Source organism: Pontibacter deserti, assembly GCF_023630255.1.
GTDB lineage: Bacteria > Bacteroidota > Bacteroidia > Cytophagales > Hymenobacteraceae > Pontibacter > Pontibacter deserti.
Genome location: NZ_JALPRS010000001.1, coordinates 1,835,537 through 1,852,774, shown reverse-complemented (window position 1 = coordinate 1,852,774; position 17,238 = coordinate 1,835,537). Strand labels below are relative to the sequence as shown.

Sequence of the window (17,238 nt, the reverse complement as noted above, 5' to 3'; positions counted from 1 at the left end):
ACATAATTTCGGTCATTCATTTATTAGTCTCATGAACTACATAAATGATGACTACTTCTTAGGTCATCTGTTGAAGCAGGCAAGAGCAACTAAGTTGAATAGGCTTGAAGTGGATATTTTGAACAATACAGCAGAGCCAGAAGAATTGCTAACTAAACCGATACGTAGTTCAATAGACAATTGGAATAAAAGGTTTCCTGAATTGGTTGATAGTAGTGGTTCAACAATGGAATTTGTTAAACAAGCGACAATGGTCATAGAGTTTGACCTTCAGAAACAAAGGGCTTATGCAGGAAATAATAACTTATTAGAGAGTCCTTTCTACTGCGAAATAAGCATAGTTGATGACAGGGGGAAGATATACAGGCATAGACATGAAGGCTGGTGGTTTCCCGAATCATAAAGAACAACTTAGTGCCAACAAGGTATATAAGCCACTCTTCGGCTACGCCTCGTTCGCCTTCTATACTAGACGTTAGCTTTAACTTTAATTACTATAAAATCAGGAATAACAGATAGAATCATGGAAAGCAAAGTCTATTGGTCTTCGATTGAATACAAGTACGGAGATGCATCTGATAATCCTGAAAAATTAAAAGGCGGATTTGCTTACGTTTTCATTAAAGCCTTTGATGTAAGAGATGCTTTAGAGAAAATATCGGAATCGCTCGATAGAAAAGGACTCCACCCGATTGAAATTGAATTTATATCTCCTTATGATAAAGAAACCGAATGGGAAACGTCAAAGGAGACAAAGCACTATAAAAGATTGTTCGTAGAAGCTCTAAATTCCTCAGACGTAGTGTATGATGATTTATATGCGTATGAAAAATTTTAAAAGAAGCTTCAGCTAACATTGCGTAACAGTCAGCTCAGGCCGACGGCCTCCGCCGACTTTTACACTAACCGTTAGCTGTTATTTATAAATTAATTTAAATGTCTAGAATCAAAGAACGGATTCACCAAATCATAGAGTCTTCCAAAGGGGTAAGTCCATCTGAATTGCAAATGGCAATAGGAGAAGCGGAATCATCTTTGATTGAGAAATCTATAGAAAAGCTAATTGAGGAAGGTTTAGTCGTATACATCTGGGATAAATATTATTCGACAGGAAGGCAAATAGCAGTTTATAGCAAAGAAGACGAGAAGCTGGTAAAATTGCTTGAACTCCCTGATTTAGCAGTAGAAGAAATAGATAAAATATTGTTACCTCATCTAAGTGACCCATTATTCTATGAATGCTACCAGCTAAATTCTGAAAACTCAATTCATTTCACCGACAAATACCGAATTGACTTTGATTTTGATAAGTATGATTATTATTTAGAAGCATACTTTGACAACTCAGCTAAAGAGAAGAAAAACAACAGCTAACAACACCTAAACGTCAGCCTTCGGCCGACGGCCTCGCCCGTCGTTTAGCTTAGTACGTTAGCTTTAATAGAAAATCATTTGAAAAAAGTATACATTCTAATCACAGTACTCTTACTCTCAAGCTGTAGCTGGATTCAAAGCAAGCTTAATGAAAGAGTTTTTGATTCTGAAGAGTATAAGCAGGAAGAAACTATGGCTTATGCTCACTTGCTTGAGCAAATTAGTGAACCATCAAGCTACGATAGAGATGAGAAGCCCCGTAAGTTCTTATTTTTTGTCAGGAAGGACAGCTTAAATGATTTCGAAAAGACCAACGACGGTGAAGGATACCTTTATGGAAAACTTAAAGCAAGAAAGCTCGACCTGCACGAAATCAATAAATATGAAAACTTAAAGGTCTTGTTAGCTCTGCCAGATACTTCAGCTACTAATAAAAATAACGAACAGGAAGAATTATACCGGAAATACAGGAAGGAATTTAAGCCAACTATTGAAGTCTTCTCGCTCTCAAGAATAGCATTTGATAAATCTTATACAAAAGGTGTATTGAGTTATTGGTATAATTGTGGATCATTGTGCGGGGAGGGCTGCATCTTGTACATAAAGAAAGTAAATGGGAAGTGGGTGATAGTAAAGAAAGAGCGCTGTATAATGGCATAAACAACAAAACGCTAACCACACCCATAAGCCAGCTACGCCGCCTTATGGCCTAGGCCGTTAAACAACCATAAACCCTAACAATACCTATTCACACCCAAATGAAGAAAGCAATCTTTACCCTACTGATTTCAGCACTATCTATCAGCGCTTATGCACAGAACTTTGAAGTGCCGCAGAACTATAAACTAGTGGCCAAAGAAGACTATGCACCCTACGAACAGGATATTGTGAACTGTGTAAACTGGCTGGCTGAAACCCCTGTGAACCAGGAAACTGACAAGCGACAGGAAGCCAATGCTTTTCTGTTTAAATGGGTATCCGGTAGCCCGAACGTACATGTAGAACTGAACGATAAAGTGGTTACGTTTATAGGTACATCGCCGGAACTGTTACTAGTATATTTAGGCGGCTGGGCAAAACGATCCATCACTACCAAGGACTATGACAATAAAATAGAAGGTAGCCTGGCAGGTATAGAGTCAGTTATAGCTTTTTATACAAAAAACCGGGAGCACCTGCCCAAAGATAAAGCCGTAGAGAAGTATATTAAGCTAAAGGAAAAAGGGGAGCTACGGGATTTTATAGTTAAGAATTCTTAAAGTATACTAAAGCAAAAGCGCTTCTCTGATCAGGGGGAGCGCTTTTGTTTTAAAGTATAAACAGTGATTTTAATCTTATATAAAAAACAAGTTTACATCGGCTTAAAAGAGTTTAACCATTTAAAGGAGTGGGATTACGATGCATAGAAACATACTTGCTATTATAGTTGCCATACTTGCTACAACAAGCTGCTTCGCGCAGTTGCCAAAAATAGCTGGTGGTACCCTAAAGCGCTATGAGAGATTTGCCTCTAAACACATAACACCCAGAACAGTAGAGGTTTGGTTACCGGAAAACTATAGTGCCACAAAGAAATATGCGGTACTATACATGCACGACGGCCAAATGCTATTCGACAGCACCAACACCTGGAACAGCCAGGAATGGAAAGTAGATGAAACATTGTCGGGGTTGCTGGCTAAAAAGCAGATTAAAAACACCATTGTGGTAGCTGTATGGAACAACGGAGCTTACCGGTTTTCGGAGTACTTCCCGGAAAAGGCGCTGCCAAACTTACCTGATAGTATAAGCCTAAGCCTAGTGCAGAACGAACTGATGGGAGAACCGCAGGCCGATGAGTACCTGCTCTTCCTGACGCAGGAGCTCAAACCATTTATAGACAGCACTTACTCAACGTACCCCGACAGGGCTAATACGCTTATTGCAGGTTCCAGCATGGGTGGGCTGATCTCACTCTATGCCATCTGCGAATACCCTGAAGTTTTTGGCGGGGCAGCCTGCCTTTCTACCCACTGGCCTGGTAGCTTACGGCTACAAAATACGGCTATACCTAACGGTATTATTACTTACCTGAAACAAAAACTACCTTCCCCTAAAACCCACAAACTATATTTCGATTACGGCACGGCAACCCTCGATGCCTTATATAAACCCTACCAGCAACTGGTGGATGAAGTGATGAAACAGAAAGGCTATAGCAATAAGAACTGGGTAACAAAGGAGTTTGCAGGAGAGGGCCATTCAGAAAAAGCCTGGAGCAAACGTTTGCACCTGCCTTTGTTGTTTTTGCTGGGCATTAAGTAAATGCTGAAAACCGCAAAATAACATTTTGAAGTATAAATTACAGTTTATATTCCTCCTTACTAGGTGCAAAGTTTATGCTTACGGGCTTTGCTCATGCTAAAAATTCTTGCCGGCGAAGTTTCTGTTTTATACCCACTAAAGACACGGGAACCTTCTTAAATCAAATAGGTGGACTGCTCACTGCCAATATTAAAAGTTTAATATATAAACAAAATAGGTATTTTTGCCTAAACAAAACTGGTTGCTGACAATAAGTTGAGAAGCAATTGCGGAATATTTTAACTCGTTAATGGATTAATTTGGATTGTTCCCGTTTGATTTGATGCAACCATAGGTTTAAAAACTGGGTCAGTATTATACCAATGGATGCCAGTTGCGCGCACTATTTGAAACAAACTTATTTAAGTACATGAATTCTACTACTACTGTTGCTGATAACAAGGTAAGCAATACATTAGGCTATACTTTATTTATCAGAGTATTAGCTCTTCTTACCAATAACAAGAAATCACTGTCTTTTGAAGTAACAGACAGAAAGTATCTGTTGTTTACTGTAGATCTGCTTTTAGTTGTAACGGCAGCATTTACCTATTGTGTAGCTGTTTACAACTCCTTTACCCTGGAGGTTTTCTTGGGTGAAAAGTTTACCTGGCTTGTTTCTGTTATTTTGTGGTGGAGCCTGCTTTCCTATATCTTCGATCTTTATAACCTGGAGTACATAAACAAGTTTTATACTACAGTTAAATACCTCACTGTTGCCACAACTATAACTATTATAGGTTACCTGTTCTTTCCCTGGCATACACCAGAGTTGCCTACCTCCAAGTATGACATTTTGCTTTTTATTTTCCAGGCACTTACATCACTGGTGGTGTGGCGATACCTGTATTCCCGGTTGTTTAACAGGCCTATTTTTTTAAAACGCGTACTGGTTGTTGGCTCTGGAAGCTCCAGTAAATCGCTTATAGATGTTTTTGTAAACGGCGATATCTTTAACTACCATCTTGGGTATAAGGTAGTGGGTATTCTAGATACAGACGCACAAGATTCAGTTTACAAAGGTGTCAGGATCATCCGTCACACAAACAATCTACCAAAGTTCATACAGCGCATGCGGGTAGACGAAATTGTAGTGGATGAGTCGATGCGGAAGAGTGTGAGCAGCAAAGAACTTGTTGACCTAGCCAACTGCCGTATGCAGGGAATAGAAGTAACTGCATTAGGCGATTTTTATGAAGAGCTTACCGGCAGGGTACTCGTACAGCAGGATGGCAGCGATTTTTACCTGACCTTCCCTTATAATAAAAGTCATTTCCGGAGAGCACACCATTTGTTTTCCCGCGTAGTGGACATTCTGTTTGGTATTATAGGGGTAGTATTGTGCTTGCTACTGATTCCATTTGTTTATATAGCAAACTGTTTCAGTAATCGCGGTCCACTTTTTTATAGCCAGGAACGGGTGGGGTTGTATGGCAATACATTTATGATCACTAAGTTCCGGTCAATGGTAGTAGATGCTGAAGCAAATGGAGCTGCCTGGGCACAAAAGAATGATAGCCGTATTACTCCGTTCGGAAAGTTTCTGCGCCGATCCAGAATAGATGAACTGCCTCAGGCATGGAGCGTTTTAAAAGGAGAGATGAGCCTGATCGGGCCAAGACCGGAACGGCCTGTGTTTGTAGAACAGTTAAAAGCTACCATTCCTTTTTATGAAACCCGGCACCTGACAAAACCTGGTATTACAGGCTGGGCACAGGTAGTATACAAGTATAGCTCAACAGCCGAAGATGCGCTCACGAAAGTACAGTACGACCTATACTATTTAAAGAACAGGTCGATCTTGATGGACCTGAAGGTTATACTTAAAACTATCAGTGTTATTATCCGCTTTAAGGGTGTTTAAAGTATAACACTGCTTTAGAAGCAGCTTTTTAATGTAATTCTTTTTTAGGTTCAGGTTTTTCCTCTAATAGCTCCTCTGTTTTACTGCCATACTTGTAGAAGAAAAGCAATGCATTAAACAAAGCATAAAATACTATGCCTTTGTGCCGCTGCAGCATAGCCTCGGTTAAGCTTGCTGTAAAAACAAGCAACAGGAAATAAGCATACAAAATATCTCTGTCGCGGAGGGCAAACCTGAACGGAACTATAAAAAACAACAATAGCAGCAGCATGGCCGGCAAACCAAGCGTTATGGCTGTTTGTAAAAACTGATTATGCGCATTTAAACCACACAACTCCAGGCACAGCCTTGCATACTCGGCATCAAAAGCTAGTTGAGCATCACCGGTTCCTACGCCCGTCAGCGGTTCAGCTTTTATAAGCGTAACAGACGTCCGCCATATGTTGAGCCGCTGATACATGCCTGTACCCGGATTATCGGCCACAGTACCTTCCGTAAACATTTTCAGATCGCTCAGGAAGCGGTGTTGCACAACAGGAATCTGTGCTACTAAAATACTGGTTACAAGTATAAGGCTGGCAATTAATGCAATGAGCTTAACTTTATTTAATCTCTTGTAAAATACCGCAACAGGCATAGAGATAAGGCAGAGCACATACATTACAATAGCAATCCTGGATGACAGTAAAAACAGGAAGCCGCTAAAAAACAAGAGCAGGAATACCATTCCTCCTTTCTTCCAGTCCATCTTTTCCTGTGCCCTGTAGCTTTTAAGCAAAGTATAGAACAGGAATACCAGGCTAAACAGGATGTAAAGCGAAAAATAAGTAGGATGAATTTTAACAGGTGTTGTTAGTTCTGTATAGGTTATATATTCCCAGATGGCAGAAGTTTGGGTATGTGCTTTCCGGAATGCAAGCGTGGCATCGTGCCCGCCATAAACCGAACTGCTAGGCGGAATACCTTTCGAGTACCTGTACAAGCCTCCAACCAAACAGGCAACAGCTGCCAGAAAATTTGCTGCCACAAAAGACCAGATAACTTTTATAGTTATACCTCTGCGTTGTATCGTAGCTGTACCTAATACCAGCGGGAAGAGTAACAAAGAAGCTTTCTTCTCTAACTCATGCAGTCCTTCAGCAATATCTTGGGAGTAAGCAAGCCCCGCCACATGCCAGATAAAAAAGAAGCTGAATAGAAATACCCATCTGTTTGAACGTGCAATTTCCCATTTCCTGCCCCAACGGCCTTCGGCAATCCATACCAGTGCCAGCACAATAAGCAACATGCTATTGTAGCTGACGGATAAGGGCAGCGTAAAGGCAATAAGGCAAAGCGTAACAGTATAGAAGCGCTTTACATTTATGGGTGAGAGTTGGTACATGCAGTTAATTTAGAAAGCACATTTTTGTTAATTCGGTCACGCTCCCGGTCGAACAGCCACCCCCATTTTGTAAAGTATACCAAGTTACCGTGTATCGCATACCACAACAGTTTTATACTTCTGTGCGAACCCTTCGCAAAATGATGATAGATCCTGGCTTCAGGGTAAAAAACAGTTCGAAACTTCTGATGTATTCTTCGTGACAGATCAGCGTCCTCAGAGTACATAAAAATACGCTCATCAAACAGCCCCACTTCTTTTAAAGCGCTTGTCCGGAGAAACATGAAGCAGCCCGAAAGATAAGGTACATCCATTAATTTGTTATACCCTGTAAAGCGTAATTCGAACATTTCGTTTTGCTGCTCCAGCCTTTTCCTGTTCCACTTCATAAAGCGGCGCTCAATAAACTGCAGTGGCGTAGGAAGCAGCTTACACAAATACTGCACTTCTCCATCCGGATACAACACTTTAGGCATCACTAATCCAACTGCTGTATGCTGAGTCATAAATTCATACAGTCTCTCTAACGTACCGGGCTCAAAGTATACATCCGGGTTGAGCACGAGGTGGTAAGGCGCTTTGTCCAATGCTTCACGCATCGCAATGTTGTGCCCAGCCCCGAATCCTACATTCTTATTATTAAAGATATAGATAATACGCGCATCAGTGCATAAAGCGCGTAACGCATCCGTCGGTGAATTATCTACCAGGTATAGCTGCACCGGAAGCTCGGTATCCAGAAAACTAGCTATAGCTTCCTGTAACACTTCAGGGTTATTATTATACGTTACGATAGATGCTGTTATACTATACTGCATAGGAGAGTAGCTGCTTGTATACTTCTAAATAACGATTGGCCATAGCCTGTGCCGTAAGGTCCTTCTGGTACTTCTGTTTAATATGAGTCGAGAACGTACCGCTGTTGTTTAGCAGATTCTCTAGCTGGTACTCCAGATCAGAGATATTATCTAACTCAAAAAAAGCAACTTCCTGATCTGTAAAAACCTCTTTAAATGCAGGCAAGTCAGAGCAGATAGTTGGTAAACCATAAGCAGCTGCCTCAATTAATGCCAGCGGAAAACCTTCGGAACGGGAAGGCATTGCGTAAACATCAAAATACTTGTAATACCTGTCCGCACCTTTTTTGTACCCCAGGAACATGCATCGTTCACTTACCTGTAGTTGCCGGGCTAGTTGTTCCAGTTCTTCTTTTACCTGTCCGTCGCCAATGATAAGCAGTTTATACTTACTGTTGCGCTGGAGTAGATGTAATAACTGATCTATACCTTTACGATGCGTTAACAGGGCAGCTATGCCTATCAATATACTTTGGTCCTTAAAAGCTAAAATCTGATCTTCTTCCGGAACTGGTTTTACATCTTCCTGCGCAACATCCACAAAGCGTCCGTTGTGCACATAGCAGATCTGTTGGTTCCTGTAAAGCTTTCGGTAATAGCCCTCCATGTCGGCTGTTAATGTAACCAGCAGGTTATGCTTACGGAGCAGGATATCCCATACTTTAGAGAATATAACTGACACAGCTTTGTTGTAGCGGTACCGTAGGTCGTCTTCAACATAATTATGGATGGTGCTGACGGCCTTCCCTTTTATACGTTTCCGGTTTAGCCATACAAAAGCATCCGGCCTTAACATGTGCGAGTGCACAATGTCAAATCTGGATAAATCTATTTTTTCCCATATACTTATCTGGCGGGTAGGGCAATCAAAAGTTGTTTCCAGAATGGGATCGAAGTAAAAGACAGTGATATCAGCTAACTGGTGAAGATATCGTACGATATCCCGCACAACCAGTATTGGCCCCTGGTTAGCTAACGACGGGAGTATGTATGCTATTTTCAACGCGTGTTAGTTTTGGGGTAAAAGCTGCCAGCACACCGGCCAGGAAAAAGAAATGATATTCTGTAAGGTTGAATAGAAAAATGCCGAAGAGTAGGTAAGCTACCAGCAGCATTCCTAACTTTCTTTTATTTAAGCGTTGGTATAGCAGGTAGAAAATGGTGCCAAGCAGTAAAAAGCCAACTATACCAAACTCGGCCAAAATGTAGATGAACAGGTTATGCGGGTATGGATTATACTCACCTCCTGTAAAGTGTCTGGCAAAATTCTGTTCGTAGCCGCTTAACCCCTTACCGAACAGGGGTGATTCCAGCCATAAATTTATACCTATCTTTTGCAGGTTCAGCCTGCCCTGCATGCTAAGGTCCTGGGTTAGTGTAAGGCGGTTAATAAAGAGCTCCTGCATGTTAAACAGGTATACCAAAGCAACAGTAAGCAACAGCGTACCCAGTAGCATGAGCATATACTTTGGCTTAAATAATTTAGCTCCTATGAAGTAGAATAGCAGTAAGGTATTAACCACCATGCCGCTCCTGGATAAAAAGATCAGCGTAAGCAACCACAGCAGAAACAGGAATTTGCCATCAAAAAACCTCCAGGACATAACCATTAGCAACGACATGGTAAACGCCACCATGTTTTTTTCGGAGTATAAAAAGCTTGCTTTAAGGGCAGCATAAATGACCCAAATGCTGTTCTCGAACTGCATGTTTCGCTCCAGGTTCACGAAGTATAAAATGAACGAATAAACCGTGTCAATTAAAATACAGATGATGGCGAAATAGAAAAAGAACTTAATAAAACGAAACTGAAGGTCTTCGTCCAGGTTTTTCATGAGCACATACGCCAGCATGCCCATTAAAGCTGATTTTGCCAGACGCGTAAAGTATTTGAGAAACAGCAGCTTATCAGGAACTACAAAAACACTGGGTAACAGGTATAACAGGAATAAGAATATCAGCCCGGGTAGAAGGTAATTCTTGAGTCTTAAAGCAGCCCAGTCTCCGTTAAAAACCAGCGCCACAATTGTGAAAAGTACGGCTACATCAGATATGCTTACACCATAAAATTTAGGAGTTTTCAGGAAAATAGCCCCTATACTTAACAGCAGAAGTGCCAGGTAATAGATGTTGGTTTTAGCCGGTGCGATGGTTTTCATAGATAATGCTAGCATGTTGTAAAAGCGCTTTAGTATAGGATTATGCTTTTTTCATAGGAGAAAAATAACTCCTGTAAAGGCGGTTAATAAAAGAAAGTGGCGTGTTGGCCAATGTTTCTGAAATGCTTCGGCGGAGTACCTGCCAGGTATAGAATAGCTGGTTCTGGCGCTTATTCCCTAACAGTTCGTTTTTTGCCCTGCAAACTTCCCTGTAACAATTTATCCAGTTGCCGGAAAAACCGCCGGAGCGCATGTTGGCTATTGTTTTGTCTACTTCAATAAACGGCACGGATGCTAAGTATAAACGCAGCAACAGGTGGTAGTCCATGGCCAATTTATAGTTGGTACTGAACGTGCCATACTGCTCGTACAGCGACCTGGAAATAAATACCGTTGGGTGATTGATGGTCATTTCTTTTGGCAGCAGCTTTTGGTTTGGCTTAAAAAACAAGCCTTTGCTGCCATCTTCGTTCCAATACTGCATGTTGCCATGCACCACACTTCCCGGCTTATAGGCCGAAACTATAGTTTCCAGCGCATCTGGTTCATACCAGTCATCCGCATTCAGTAAGCCAATCAGTTCGCCGGTCGCCAGCGAAATCCCCTTGTTAAAGGCGTCGCTTATACCGTTGTCTTTTTCGCTTTTCCAGTAAGCTATACTTTCTTCGTACTTCCTGATGATATCCAAAGTGCCGTCTGTAGAGCCTCCATCTACTATAATGTACTCCAGGTTCGGATACGTCTGGTTCAGTACACTCTGAATGGTTTGTTCCAGCGATTTCTGGCCATTATATACAACAGTTACAACAGACACCAGCGGAAGCCCATCTGCTTGTACAGATGAAATATTTCGTAATCTATAGCCTCCCTTAATTCTGCTCATGTATGTCTTGTAATGGTAAAGTGTTTACTGCCAGGATGATAAATTTAAATCTGCTATACCTTTAGTAGCTGGCAAAAATACAAAGTTATCTTTAATTAACTTTAAATAAACGTGGTTGTGCCTTAACAAACCAGCTTAGTAAAGGGATTTGTAAACATCAGCGTAAGCTTCAGCAACATGATGGGCTTTACACTCCTGCAAAAACTGATGAGGTACTATATACTTGCTGCTATTGTTAAGTACATCCTGTAAACCTTTGGCGATTTCGTCTGTAGAGCCAGGATTCACTAAACGGGCATTGGTATAGTATTTCTGATGGGCATAGGCTCTGTCTGAGATAAGAAGGGGCTTATGCATAACGGCAGCCTCCAGCAAAGAAATGGGTTGTTGCTCTACGTAACTTGGCAGGGCAAAGGCAGCGCAGGCGGCATAGGCATTCACTAAATCATCAGATCCGGGTTCCAATCCTTTTATCCAGGTTATAGTTGGATTTGCCTGCACAAACTGCTCCAGCGCTTCTCTATACTTTTCTTCGCCTTCCATTACTTTGCCGATAATTACAAGGTTTGCACCTGCTTTAACTGCTGCACGAGCCAGGCTAAGCTGGTTTTTTCGGGAGCACACGTTTCCGGTTGTAAGTATAAAATCAGAAAGATTATACTGTTGCTTAAACGGACTACCGGTGTATTTACCTGCATCAAAGTATAGCTGCTGCACTACATTTGGTATAACTTCCAGTTTTGACGAGGGTACCCCAAACAAGCGTTTACAAACATCTGCCTGCAACTCATTTACAAGCACTACTTTATCTACAACCTGCAACATCTCTTTAAAAAGGCGTGCTTTGTAAACTCCCAGCGAGAGGTAATGCTTTGCTTTCTCAAGTATAGTTTCGTAGTAGGGGAGCAGGGCTGTAATAACTACCTTTTTCCCGGCTTTTTTTCCCCAGAAAACATTCTCGTAGTTCGCAACGCCCAGACCCCAGCAATGCAGCACATCAAAGTTGCTGTCTCTTCCCCACACATCTAAGGTTGTTGCATCCACGCCATATTCCTGAAGTGCCTGCAGGGTGCTTAGTGTCTGCACTTCAAAACCGCCAAAGGCAAAGCAATGAGGCTGGTAGGGTAAAAACTTTATTTTCATAGTTACGCGTACGTTTGTTTCCCAAGAAGCACTCTTTTCACGTTTACCTCTGAAAAGTGATTCTGATAAATGCGGCTATAGTTCTCCTGTAGTGCTTCGTTCGTTTCTGAAGCGGCCATCTGTGCAATGATTTCCGGAAGAGCTTTTATAGTCTGTTCATCTACTACATAAGGTACCTGCTGCTCTTTAAAGAAACTGACTACAGAGCTATAGCCCGGGCCCAGAAACAAAACCGGTCTTTTTAGCTGAATGAGTTCTGCTACTTTCTGCGGAAAAGATGTTCGTACTAGGTCCTGTTTGGCCGCTGCAAAAGTATAAGGTACCAGAAAACAATCGGCTTCGCGATAAGAAGGAAGGGAAGAACTACGTTCAGCGGAAGTACAGTAACTTACAACAGACTCATCAAATCCTAAGGAATCGAACTGTTCGAGCGAAGAGTAGGTCTGGATGATAAGCTTGTATTGCCTGCTGCTATACTTGTTTAACTCCTGCAGTTTATCAGCAAAAAGTTTAAGCGTGTCGTTGTAAAGCAGGTTCAGGCCACCAGAAAAAACAAAAGTAAAGATGTCGCTTTTGCCGGACTTATCTTTTACCTCAGGTGTTACCGGGTTAAAGCATGGCAACAGCACGTCAGCAGTAACATTATACCTTTGCTGGTATACTTGTTTCAGACCCTCACTGATCACAATTAGCCTATCGGCGGAGGTAAGTATAGGTTTTGTATACTTGCGGGTTAAGTAGTGCTCGAGTTTGTTTGTGCTGAGCTCGTTTATCATCTCAAAATCATCGACAATGTACAACCACACCGGGTTCTTCAGCAGTTTTTTTAACATTGATGCAAATACCAGAGGCTTGGCAGATGCACCTACACTTACTAACACAGGTGCGTCAGGTTGCTTTCGGGCCAGCCTGAGGATGGCTGGCAAATGCAGCAGAAAGTTCAGCAGCCTGACCGGGAAACTGGAACTCGAGAAATAACGGCTCTTTGTAACCCGATGCAGCAGGTTATCACAAATATGTACTTTCCAAGAAGCATCATCTATTATATCTGTGCGGGTAATCTCAGCGGAAGGTATAAAAGTAACAACAGCAGGATTATACTTTTGTAAACCGGACAGCATATTGTAAAGAAGCACAGACAAGCCATGTCCTTTTCTCTTTAGGGGCGGATCTTCCGAGAGAAAGATCATACTGTTTTTAGTTACCGATGTAGCAATATTGGTCAAAAGAGAAAAGCTGCTTTATTGATTTGCAATGTTACTTATGGTTTGTCTAAGCAACAGAGAATTGACTTTATTACTTCAGAAATATACCTGTTGCCCGTTCCCTGATGATCAGCCAAAGCTGCAGTGGCATCAGAAAACTGGCTGGCAAGATACAAATAATATTAGCGATCAGGATTCCATTCAGTCCCCAGTTAAATTCTTTTATAAACAGGTAGGCAAGCGGTACGATAAAGCAGGCTGCAAACAGGTAGGTGTATACTTGTAGCCTGATCTTGCCAATGCCGTTTATCAGGTATACAAATATATTGTTCCAGGCCAATACTCCTACATATGTGGCCATAAGTGCAGTAACCGAATAAGGTATAGTTATTTTATCACTAAGCCAGATTTCATACACAAAAGGAGAGAGCAGGACCATAGCTATTAGCAGAACAGCCATAAGCAACCAGAAGAGCATAAGGTTTCGGATTGTCTTCTGAAACCAACTATAGTTCTTCGCTTTATAGGCCTCTGTAGCCGCCGACCAGTACGGATTTAAAATGATAACTGATACCATCGTAACCATAGCCATATACTTAAATGGTATGTTAAAAATGGTAACGTCTTCTGCACCTAATAAAGCAGCTATGATAAAGTTGTTGCTGGAGAAAAGTATAATGGCAGCTGCTTGAAGTAGAAAGAAGTTGCCACCAAGGGTCAGCAGGTCTTTTGCATAACTGAAGTTAACGTACTTCAACGCTGGTGTGTATGGTTTATAGTCTTTATTGAAGTACCAGATGTTTGCTACAAAAGGCACAACCATAATTATAAAGCTTAACGACGCACCCGCCCAGAAAAGAGAGTTCTCGGTAAACTGTTTAAGTATAAAAATAGCCAGTAAAGACAGCGAACTTACAATCAGGTCAAGAAACCCGATAGCACTTACTTTTTGCTCCGCGGCAAGTAAAGCGAAAATAAGGCTTGCCACCAGACGCACTGAGAAAAATACGAGTACTACCAGCAGAAGATCCTGAACTTCCGGAGTTAAACTAAAAGACAAGTTTGAAAACGAGTGCCAGCTGTTTAAAAAATAGAAGCTGATAGCAAGTAGAATAAGTATAAAGGCAATTGCCCCAACAGTAGCATAGGTTGTGCTGGTATAAATACGACCCGCACGTACATCCTTGTTGAGCAACGCGATAGCAAATTTATTCCGGAGACCGTGGCTCAAACCTACATCAAAGAAGGTGATCCATTGCAGTATAGCACTTAAAGTGAGCCAGATGCCATACTTAACAGGGGAGAGGTAACTAAGCGTAAGGGGCACAAGCAACAAGCCAACTATAACGCCAAAACCCTTGTAAAGAAACGACAGGAAAATGTTTTTATAAGCCCGCCAGGTAAGTTCATCCTGATCAGAAAAGAACCTGCTTTTTGTTGCTCTGATAAGTTGATCAAGGGATGCCCTCATAGATGTGGTGATGGTAACTTTAATTTGCAAAACTAAGCATTACCGAACGATATTGTATAGGCTCTATGTTTTTTACAGAAGTATAATTGCAACAGAAAGTGCCTAAAACAAATAGTGCCACCTACAGATTCTGCAGGTGGCACTATTTGTTTTAAAGTAATTTATACTTTTAATCCTCTTTGCGGGTAACCCAGCTCAGGTTGTACAGGTCTTTGCGGCGGTCGCGGAGGTTACGCACGCTGCCGGCCGTGTTCAGATCCTTCAGCAGGTCCAGGTCCAGGTCAGCGATCAGGGTCATCTCCGTGTTAGGTGTGGCTTCTGCTACCACAGCATCGTGCGGGAATGCGAAGTCAGAAGGGGAGAAGACCGCAGACTGCGAGTACTGGATGTCCATGTTCTCTACCTTCGGCAGGTTGCCTACGCTACCGGTAATGGCTACATAACATTCGTTCTCGATGGCACGTGCCTGGGCACAACGGCGCACACGCAGGTAAGCGTTCTTGGTGTCTGTCCAGTAGGGCACAAAAAGTATCTTCATGTCCATATCCGACAGCATACGCGCCAGTTCCGGGAATTCCACATCGTAGCAGATCAGGATACCGATCTTACCAATATCCGTGTCGAAGATCTTCAGTTTATGGCCTCCACGCATACCCCAGTAGTGCGACTCATCCGGTGTAACGTGTAGTTTATACTGCTTGTCATAAGTACCATCGCGGCGGCAAAGGTAGCTTACATTGTATAGCTTATTATCGTAGTACTCCGGCATACTTCCGGCAATAATGTTGATGTTATACGACAGCGCCAGGTGTATCATCTGCTCCCGAATCTCATCGGTATATTCGGCCATACTTCTGATCGCTTCCGACGGAGAATCTTCCTTGGTTAGCGCCATCAGCGGTGCGTTAAAGAATTCCGGAAACACCACTATATCAGATTTATAAGAGCTCACCGTATCTACAAAAAACTCGATCTGCTGCATCATATCATCCAGAGACTTTACAGCACGCATCTGCCACTGCACAATACCAATGCGCACAACGGTTTTCTTACCGCCAATTAGCTTTTCTTTCTCTTCAAAGTATACGTTTACCCACTCCAGTAATGTGGCATAGGCACGCGAATCCTTGTCATCGGGCAGGTAGTTCTTCATGATTTTGCGCACATGGAATTCGTTGCTCAGCTGGAAAGAGAGCACCGGGTCTGAAAGCTCCTTGTTACGCACCATCTCAATGTACTTGGCAGGCGTTAGCTTATTGGCATAGTCTTTATAACCAGGTATACGGCCACCGGCAATAATGCCACGCAGGTTCAGGTTTTCGCACATCTCTTTGCGTGCATCATACAAACGACGACCAAGGCGCAGGTTCCGGTAGTCAGGGTGCACGAACACGTCTATCCCATACAATGTATCACCCTCCGGGTCGTGTGACTTGAAGGTACCGCGGTCTACGATCTGCTCGTATGTGTGCTTATCACCATACTCAGAGTAATCTACAATAAGGCTTAGCGCTCCGGCAACTACACGTCCTTTATCTTCAATACATATCTGCCCCTCCGGAAACTTTTTTAGCAGGTTTGAGAATTCTTTCCTGGTCCAGGTGCCCCCCATATTGGAGTAAACCGTTTCCATGATCTCCTTTACTTCGTTGTAGTCTTTGAGCTGGAGCTGGCGGAGTAATAATTTGTGTTCTGTATGTTCTGTACTTTCTTCGTTCTTATCGCTCATAGGTAAGTTTTTCGCTTTTATGCTACAGGTATACGTGCAGTAAGTATAGTTTCGATATAATTTATGAACCTGAATACTTGATGCACATGCAGTACCAAAGTTAAAAAAGAAAGCGCAGCTATGGTAGGCTGCGCTTTATAAAGTATAGGTTTAATAACAACTATAGTTGCACTTCCGGGATTTCGCCTTCTACAATGAGAGTGCCTTCTGTTGCTTTCTGAATGTCTTCCACGGTTACGCCTGGTGCCCGTTCCAGTAGCTTAAAACCTTTATCGGTTACTTCCAATACTGCCAAGTCAGTCACAATTTTCTTCACACATTTCAGGCCGGTTATAGGCAGGGTACATTCTTTTAAGAGTTTTGATGATCCGTCGCGGGCGGTGTGCTGCATCGCTACAATAATATTTTTAGCTGATGCTACAAGGTCCATAGCACCGCCCATGCCTTTAACCATTTTACCCGGAATTTTCCAGTTGGCTATGTCGCCGTCTTCTGATACCTCCATCGCGCCAAGTATAGTCAGGTCCACATGCTCACCGCGTATCATGCCAAAACTATCGGCAGAACTAAAAATAGAGGAACCCGGCAGTGTAGTTATAGTTTGCTTACCAGCGTTTATCAGGTCGGCATCCACCTGGTCTTCGGTAGGAAAGGGACCCATACCCAGCAGCCCGTTCTCCGACTGCAACACTACCTCAATACCTTGCGGAATATAGTTTGCCACGAGTGTCGGTATCCCGATGCCCAGGTTTACATACATGCCGTTCTTAACTTCTTTTGCAATACGTTTCGCTATCTGATTTTTATCTAAAGCCATGTCTTTCTG

General features: G+C 42.3%; 17 protein-coding genes. 7 read left to right on the top strand and 10 right to left on the bottom strand.

From position 1 onward, the window contains the following. Positions 1-31: 31 nt before the first annotated feature. From MJ612_RS07985 to MJ612_RS07955, 7 genes are all read left to right on the top strand, one after another. Positions 32-403, top strand: a complete 372-nt coding sequence (locus MJ612_RS07985) for a hypothetical protein (protein WP_187032974.1) — start codon at positions 32-34, stop codon at positions 401-403. A 120-nt stretch (positions 404-523) separates the two neighbouring features. Next, positions 524-838, top strand: a complete 315-nt coding sequence (locus MJ612_RS07980; protein ID WP_187032973.1) for a hypothetical protein — start codon at positions 524-526, stop codon at positions 836-838. Between the two features lie 98 nt (positions 839-936). Beyond that, a complete protein-coding gene (locus tag MJ612_RS07975; RefSeq protein WP_187032972.1) occupies positions 937-1,374 on the top strand; it encodes a DUF7683 domain-containing protein in 438 nt (145 codons plus the stop codon). 78 nt (positions 1,375-1,452) lie between these two features. Beyond that, entirely contained in the window at positions 1,453-2,034 is a 582-nt protein-coding gene (locus tag MJ612_RS07970; protein ID WP_187032971.1) for a hypothetical protein, read from the top strand. Between the two features lie 98 nt (positions 2,035-2,132). Beyond that, on the top strand, positions 2,133-2,633 hold the full coding sequence (locus MJ612_RS07965) for a hypothetical protein (protein ID WP_187032970.1): 501 nt from the start codon (positions 2,133-2,135) through the stop codon (positions 2,631-2,633). Between the two features lie 139 nt (positions 2,634-2,772). Continuing rightward, positions 2,773-3,678, top strand: coding sequence for an alpha/beta hydrolase (locus tag MJ612_RS07960; RefSeq protein WP_187032969.1), 906 nt, complete (start codon positions 2,773-2,775; stop codon positions 3,676-3,678). Positions 3,679-4,087: 409 nt separating this feature from the next. Next, a complete protein-coding gene (locus MJ612_RS07955; RefSeq protein ID WP_187032968.1) occupies positions 4,088-5,581 on the top strand; it encodes a sugar transferase in 1,494 nt (497 codons plus the stop codon). A 28-nt stretch (positions 5,582-5,609) separates the two neighbouring features. Here the strand turns inward: MJ612_RS07955 and MJ612_RS07950 are convergent, their stop codons facing one another. The 10 genes from MJ612_RS07950 to MJ612_RS07905 all read right to left on the bottom strand — a co-directional run bounded on the left by MJ612_RS07950 (position 5,610) and on the right by MJ612_RS07905 (position 17,229). Then, entirely contained in the window at positions 5,610-6,965 is a 1,356-nt protein-coding gene (locus MJ612_RS07950) for an O-antigen ligase family protein (RefSeq protein ID WP_187032967.1), read from the bottom strand. Next, entirely contained in the window at positions 6,944-7,783 is an 840-nt protein-coding gene (locus MJ612_RS07945) for a glycosyltransferase family 2 protein (RefSeq protein ID WP_187032966.1), read from the bottom strand. Before MJ612_RS07945 ends, MJ612_RS07950 begins: the two co-directional genes overlap by 22 nt. Further along, positions 7,773-8,825: a glycosyltransferase family 4 protein gene (locus tag MJ612_RS07940; RefSeq protein ID WP_187032965.1), complete on the bottom strand. Its 1,053-nt coding sequence runs from the start codon at positions 8,823-8,825 to the stop codon at positions 7,773-7,775. The genes MJ612_RS07945 and MJ612_RS07940 overlap by 11 nt, the downstream gene beginning before the upstream one ends. Then, positions 8,791-9,981 carry an O-antigen ligase family protein gene (locus MJ612_RS07935; protein ID WP_187032964.1) on the bottom strand — a complete coding sequence of 397 codons (1,191 nt, stop codon included), beginning with the start codon at positions 9,979-9,981 and terminating at the stop codon, positions 8,791-8,793. The genes MJ612_RS07940 and MJ612_RS07935 overlap by 35 nt, the downstream gene beginning before the upstream one ends. Before the next feature lie 40 nt (positions 9,982-10,021). Then, entirely contained in the window at positions 10,022-10,864 is an 843-nt protein-coding gene (locus tag MJ612_RS07930) for a glycosyltransferase family 2 protein (RefSeq protein WP_187032963.1), read from the bottom strand. 135 nt (positions 10,865-10,999) lie between these two features. Continuing rightward, complete coding sequence (locus MJ612_RS07925; RefSeq protein ID WP_187032962.1) at positions 11,000-12,007, bottom strand: glycosyltransferase family 4 protein; 1,008 nt, start codon at positions 12,005-12,007, stop codon at positions 11,000-11,002. 2 nt (positions 12,008-12,009) lie between these two features. Next, the gene (locus MJ612_RS07920) at positions 12,010-13,197 is read right to left on the bottom strand and encodes a glycosyltransferase family protein (RefSeq protein ID WP_187032961.1); all 1,188 of its coding nucleotides are present in this window, start codon (positions 13,195-13,197) and stop codon (positions 12,010-12,012) included. Positions 13,198-13,303: 106 nt separating this feature from the next. Next, the gene (locus MJ612_RS07915; protein ID WP_187032960.1) at positions 13,304-14,683 is read right to left on the bottom strand and encodes a lipopolysaccharide biosynthesis protein; all 1,380 of its coding nucleotides are present in this window, start codon (positions 14,681-14,683) and stop codon (positions 13,304-13,306) included. Positions 14,684-14,852: 169 nt separating this feature from the next. Continuing rightward, positions 14,853-16,412, bottom strand: a complete 1,560-nt coding sequence (locus tag MJ612_RS07910; protein WP_187032959.1) for a carbon-nitrogen hydrolase family protein — start codon at positions 16,410-16,412, stop codon at positions 14,853-14,855. Between the two features lie 160 nt (positions 16,413-16,572). After that, positions 16,573-17,229, bottom strand: coding sequence for a CoA transferase subunit B (locus MJ612_RS07905; protein WP_187032958.1), 657 nt, complete (start codon positions 17,227-17,229; stop codon positions 16,573-16,575). Between the last annotated feature and the right edge of the window lie 9 nt (positions 17,230-17,238).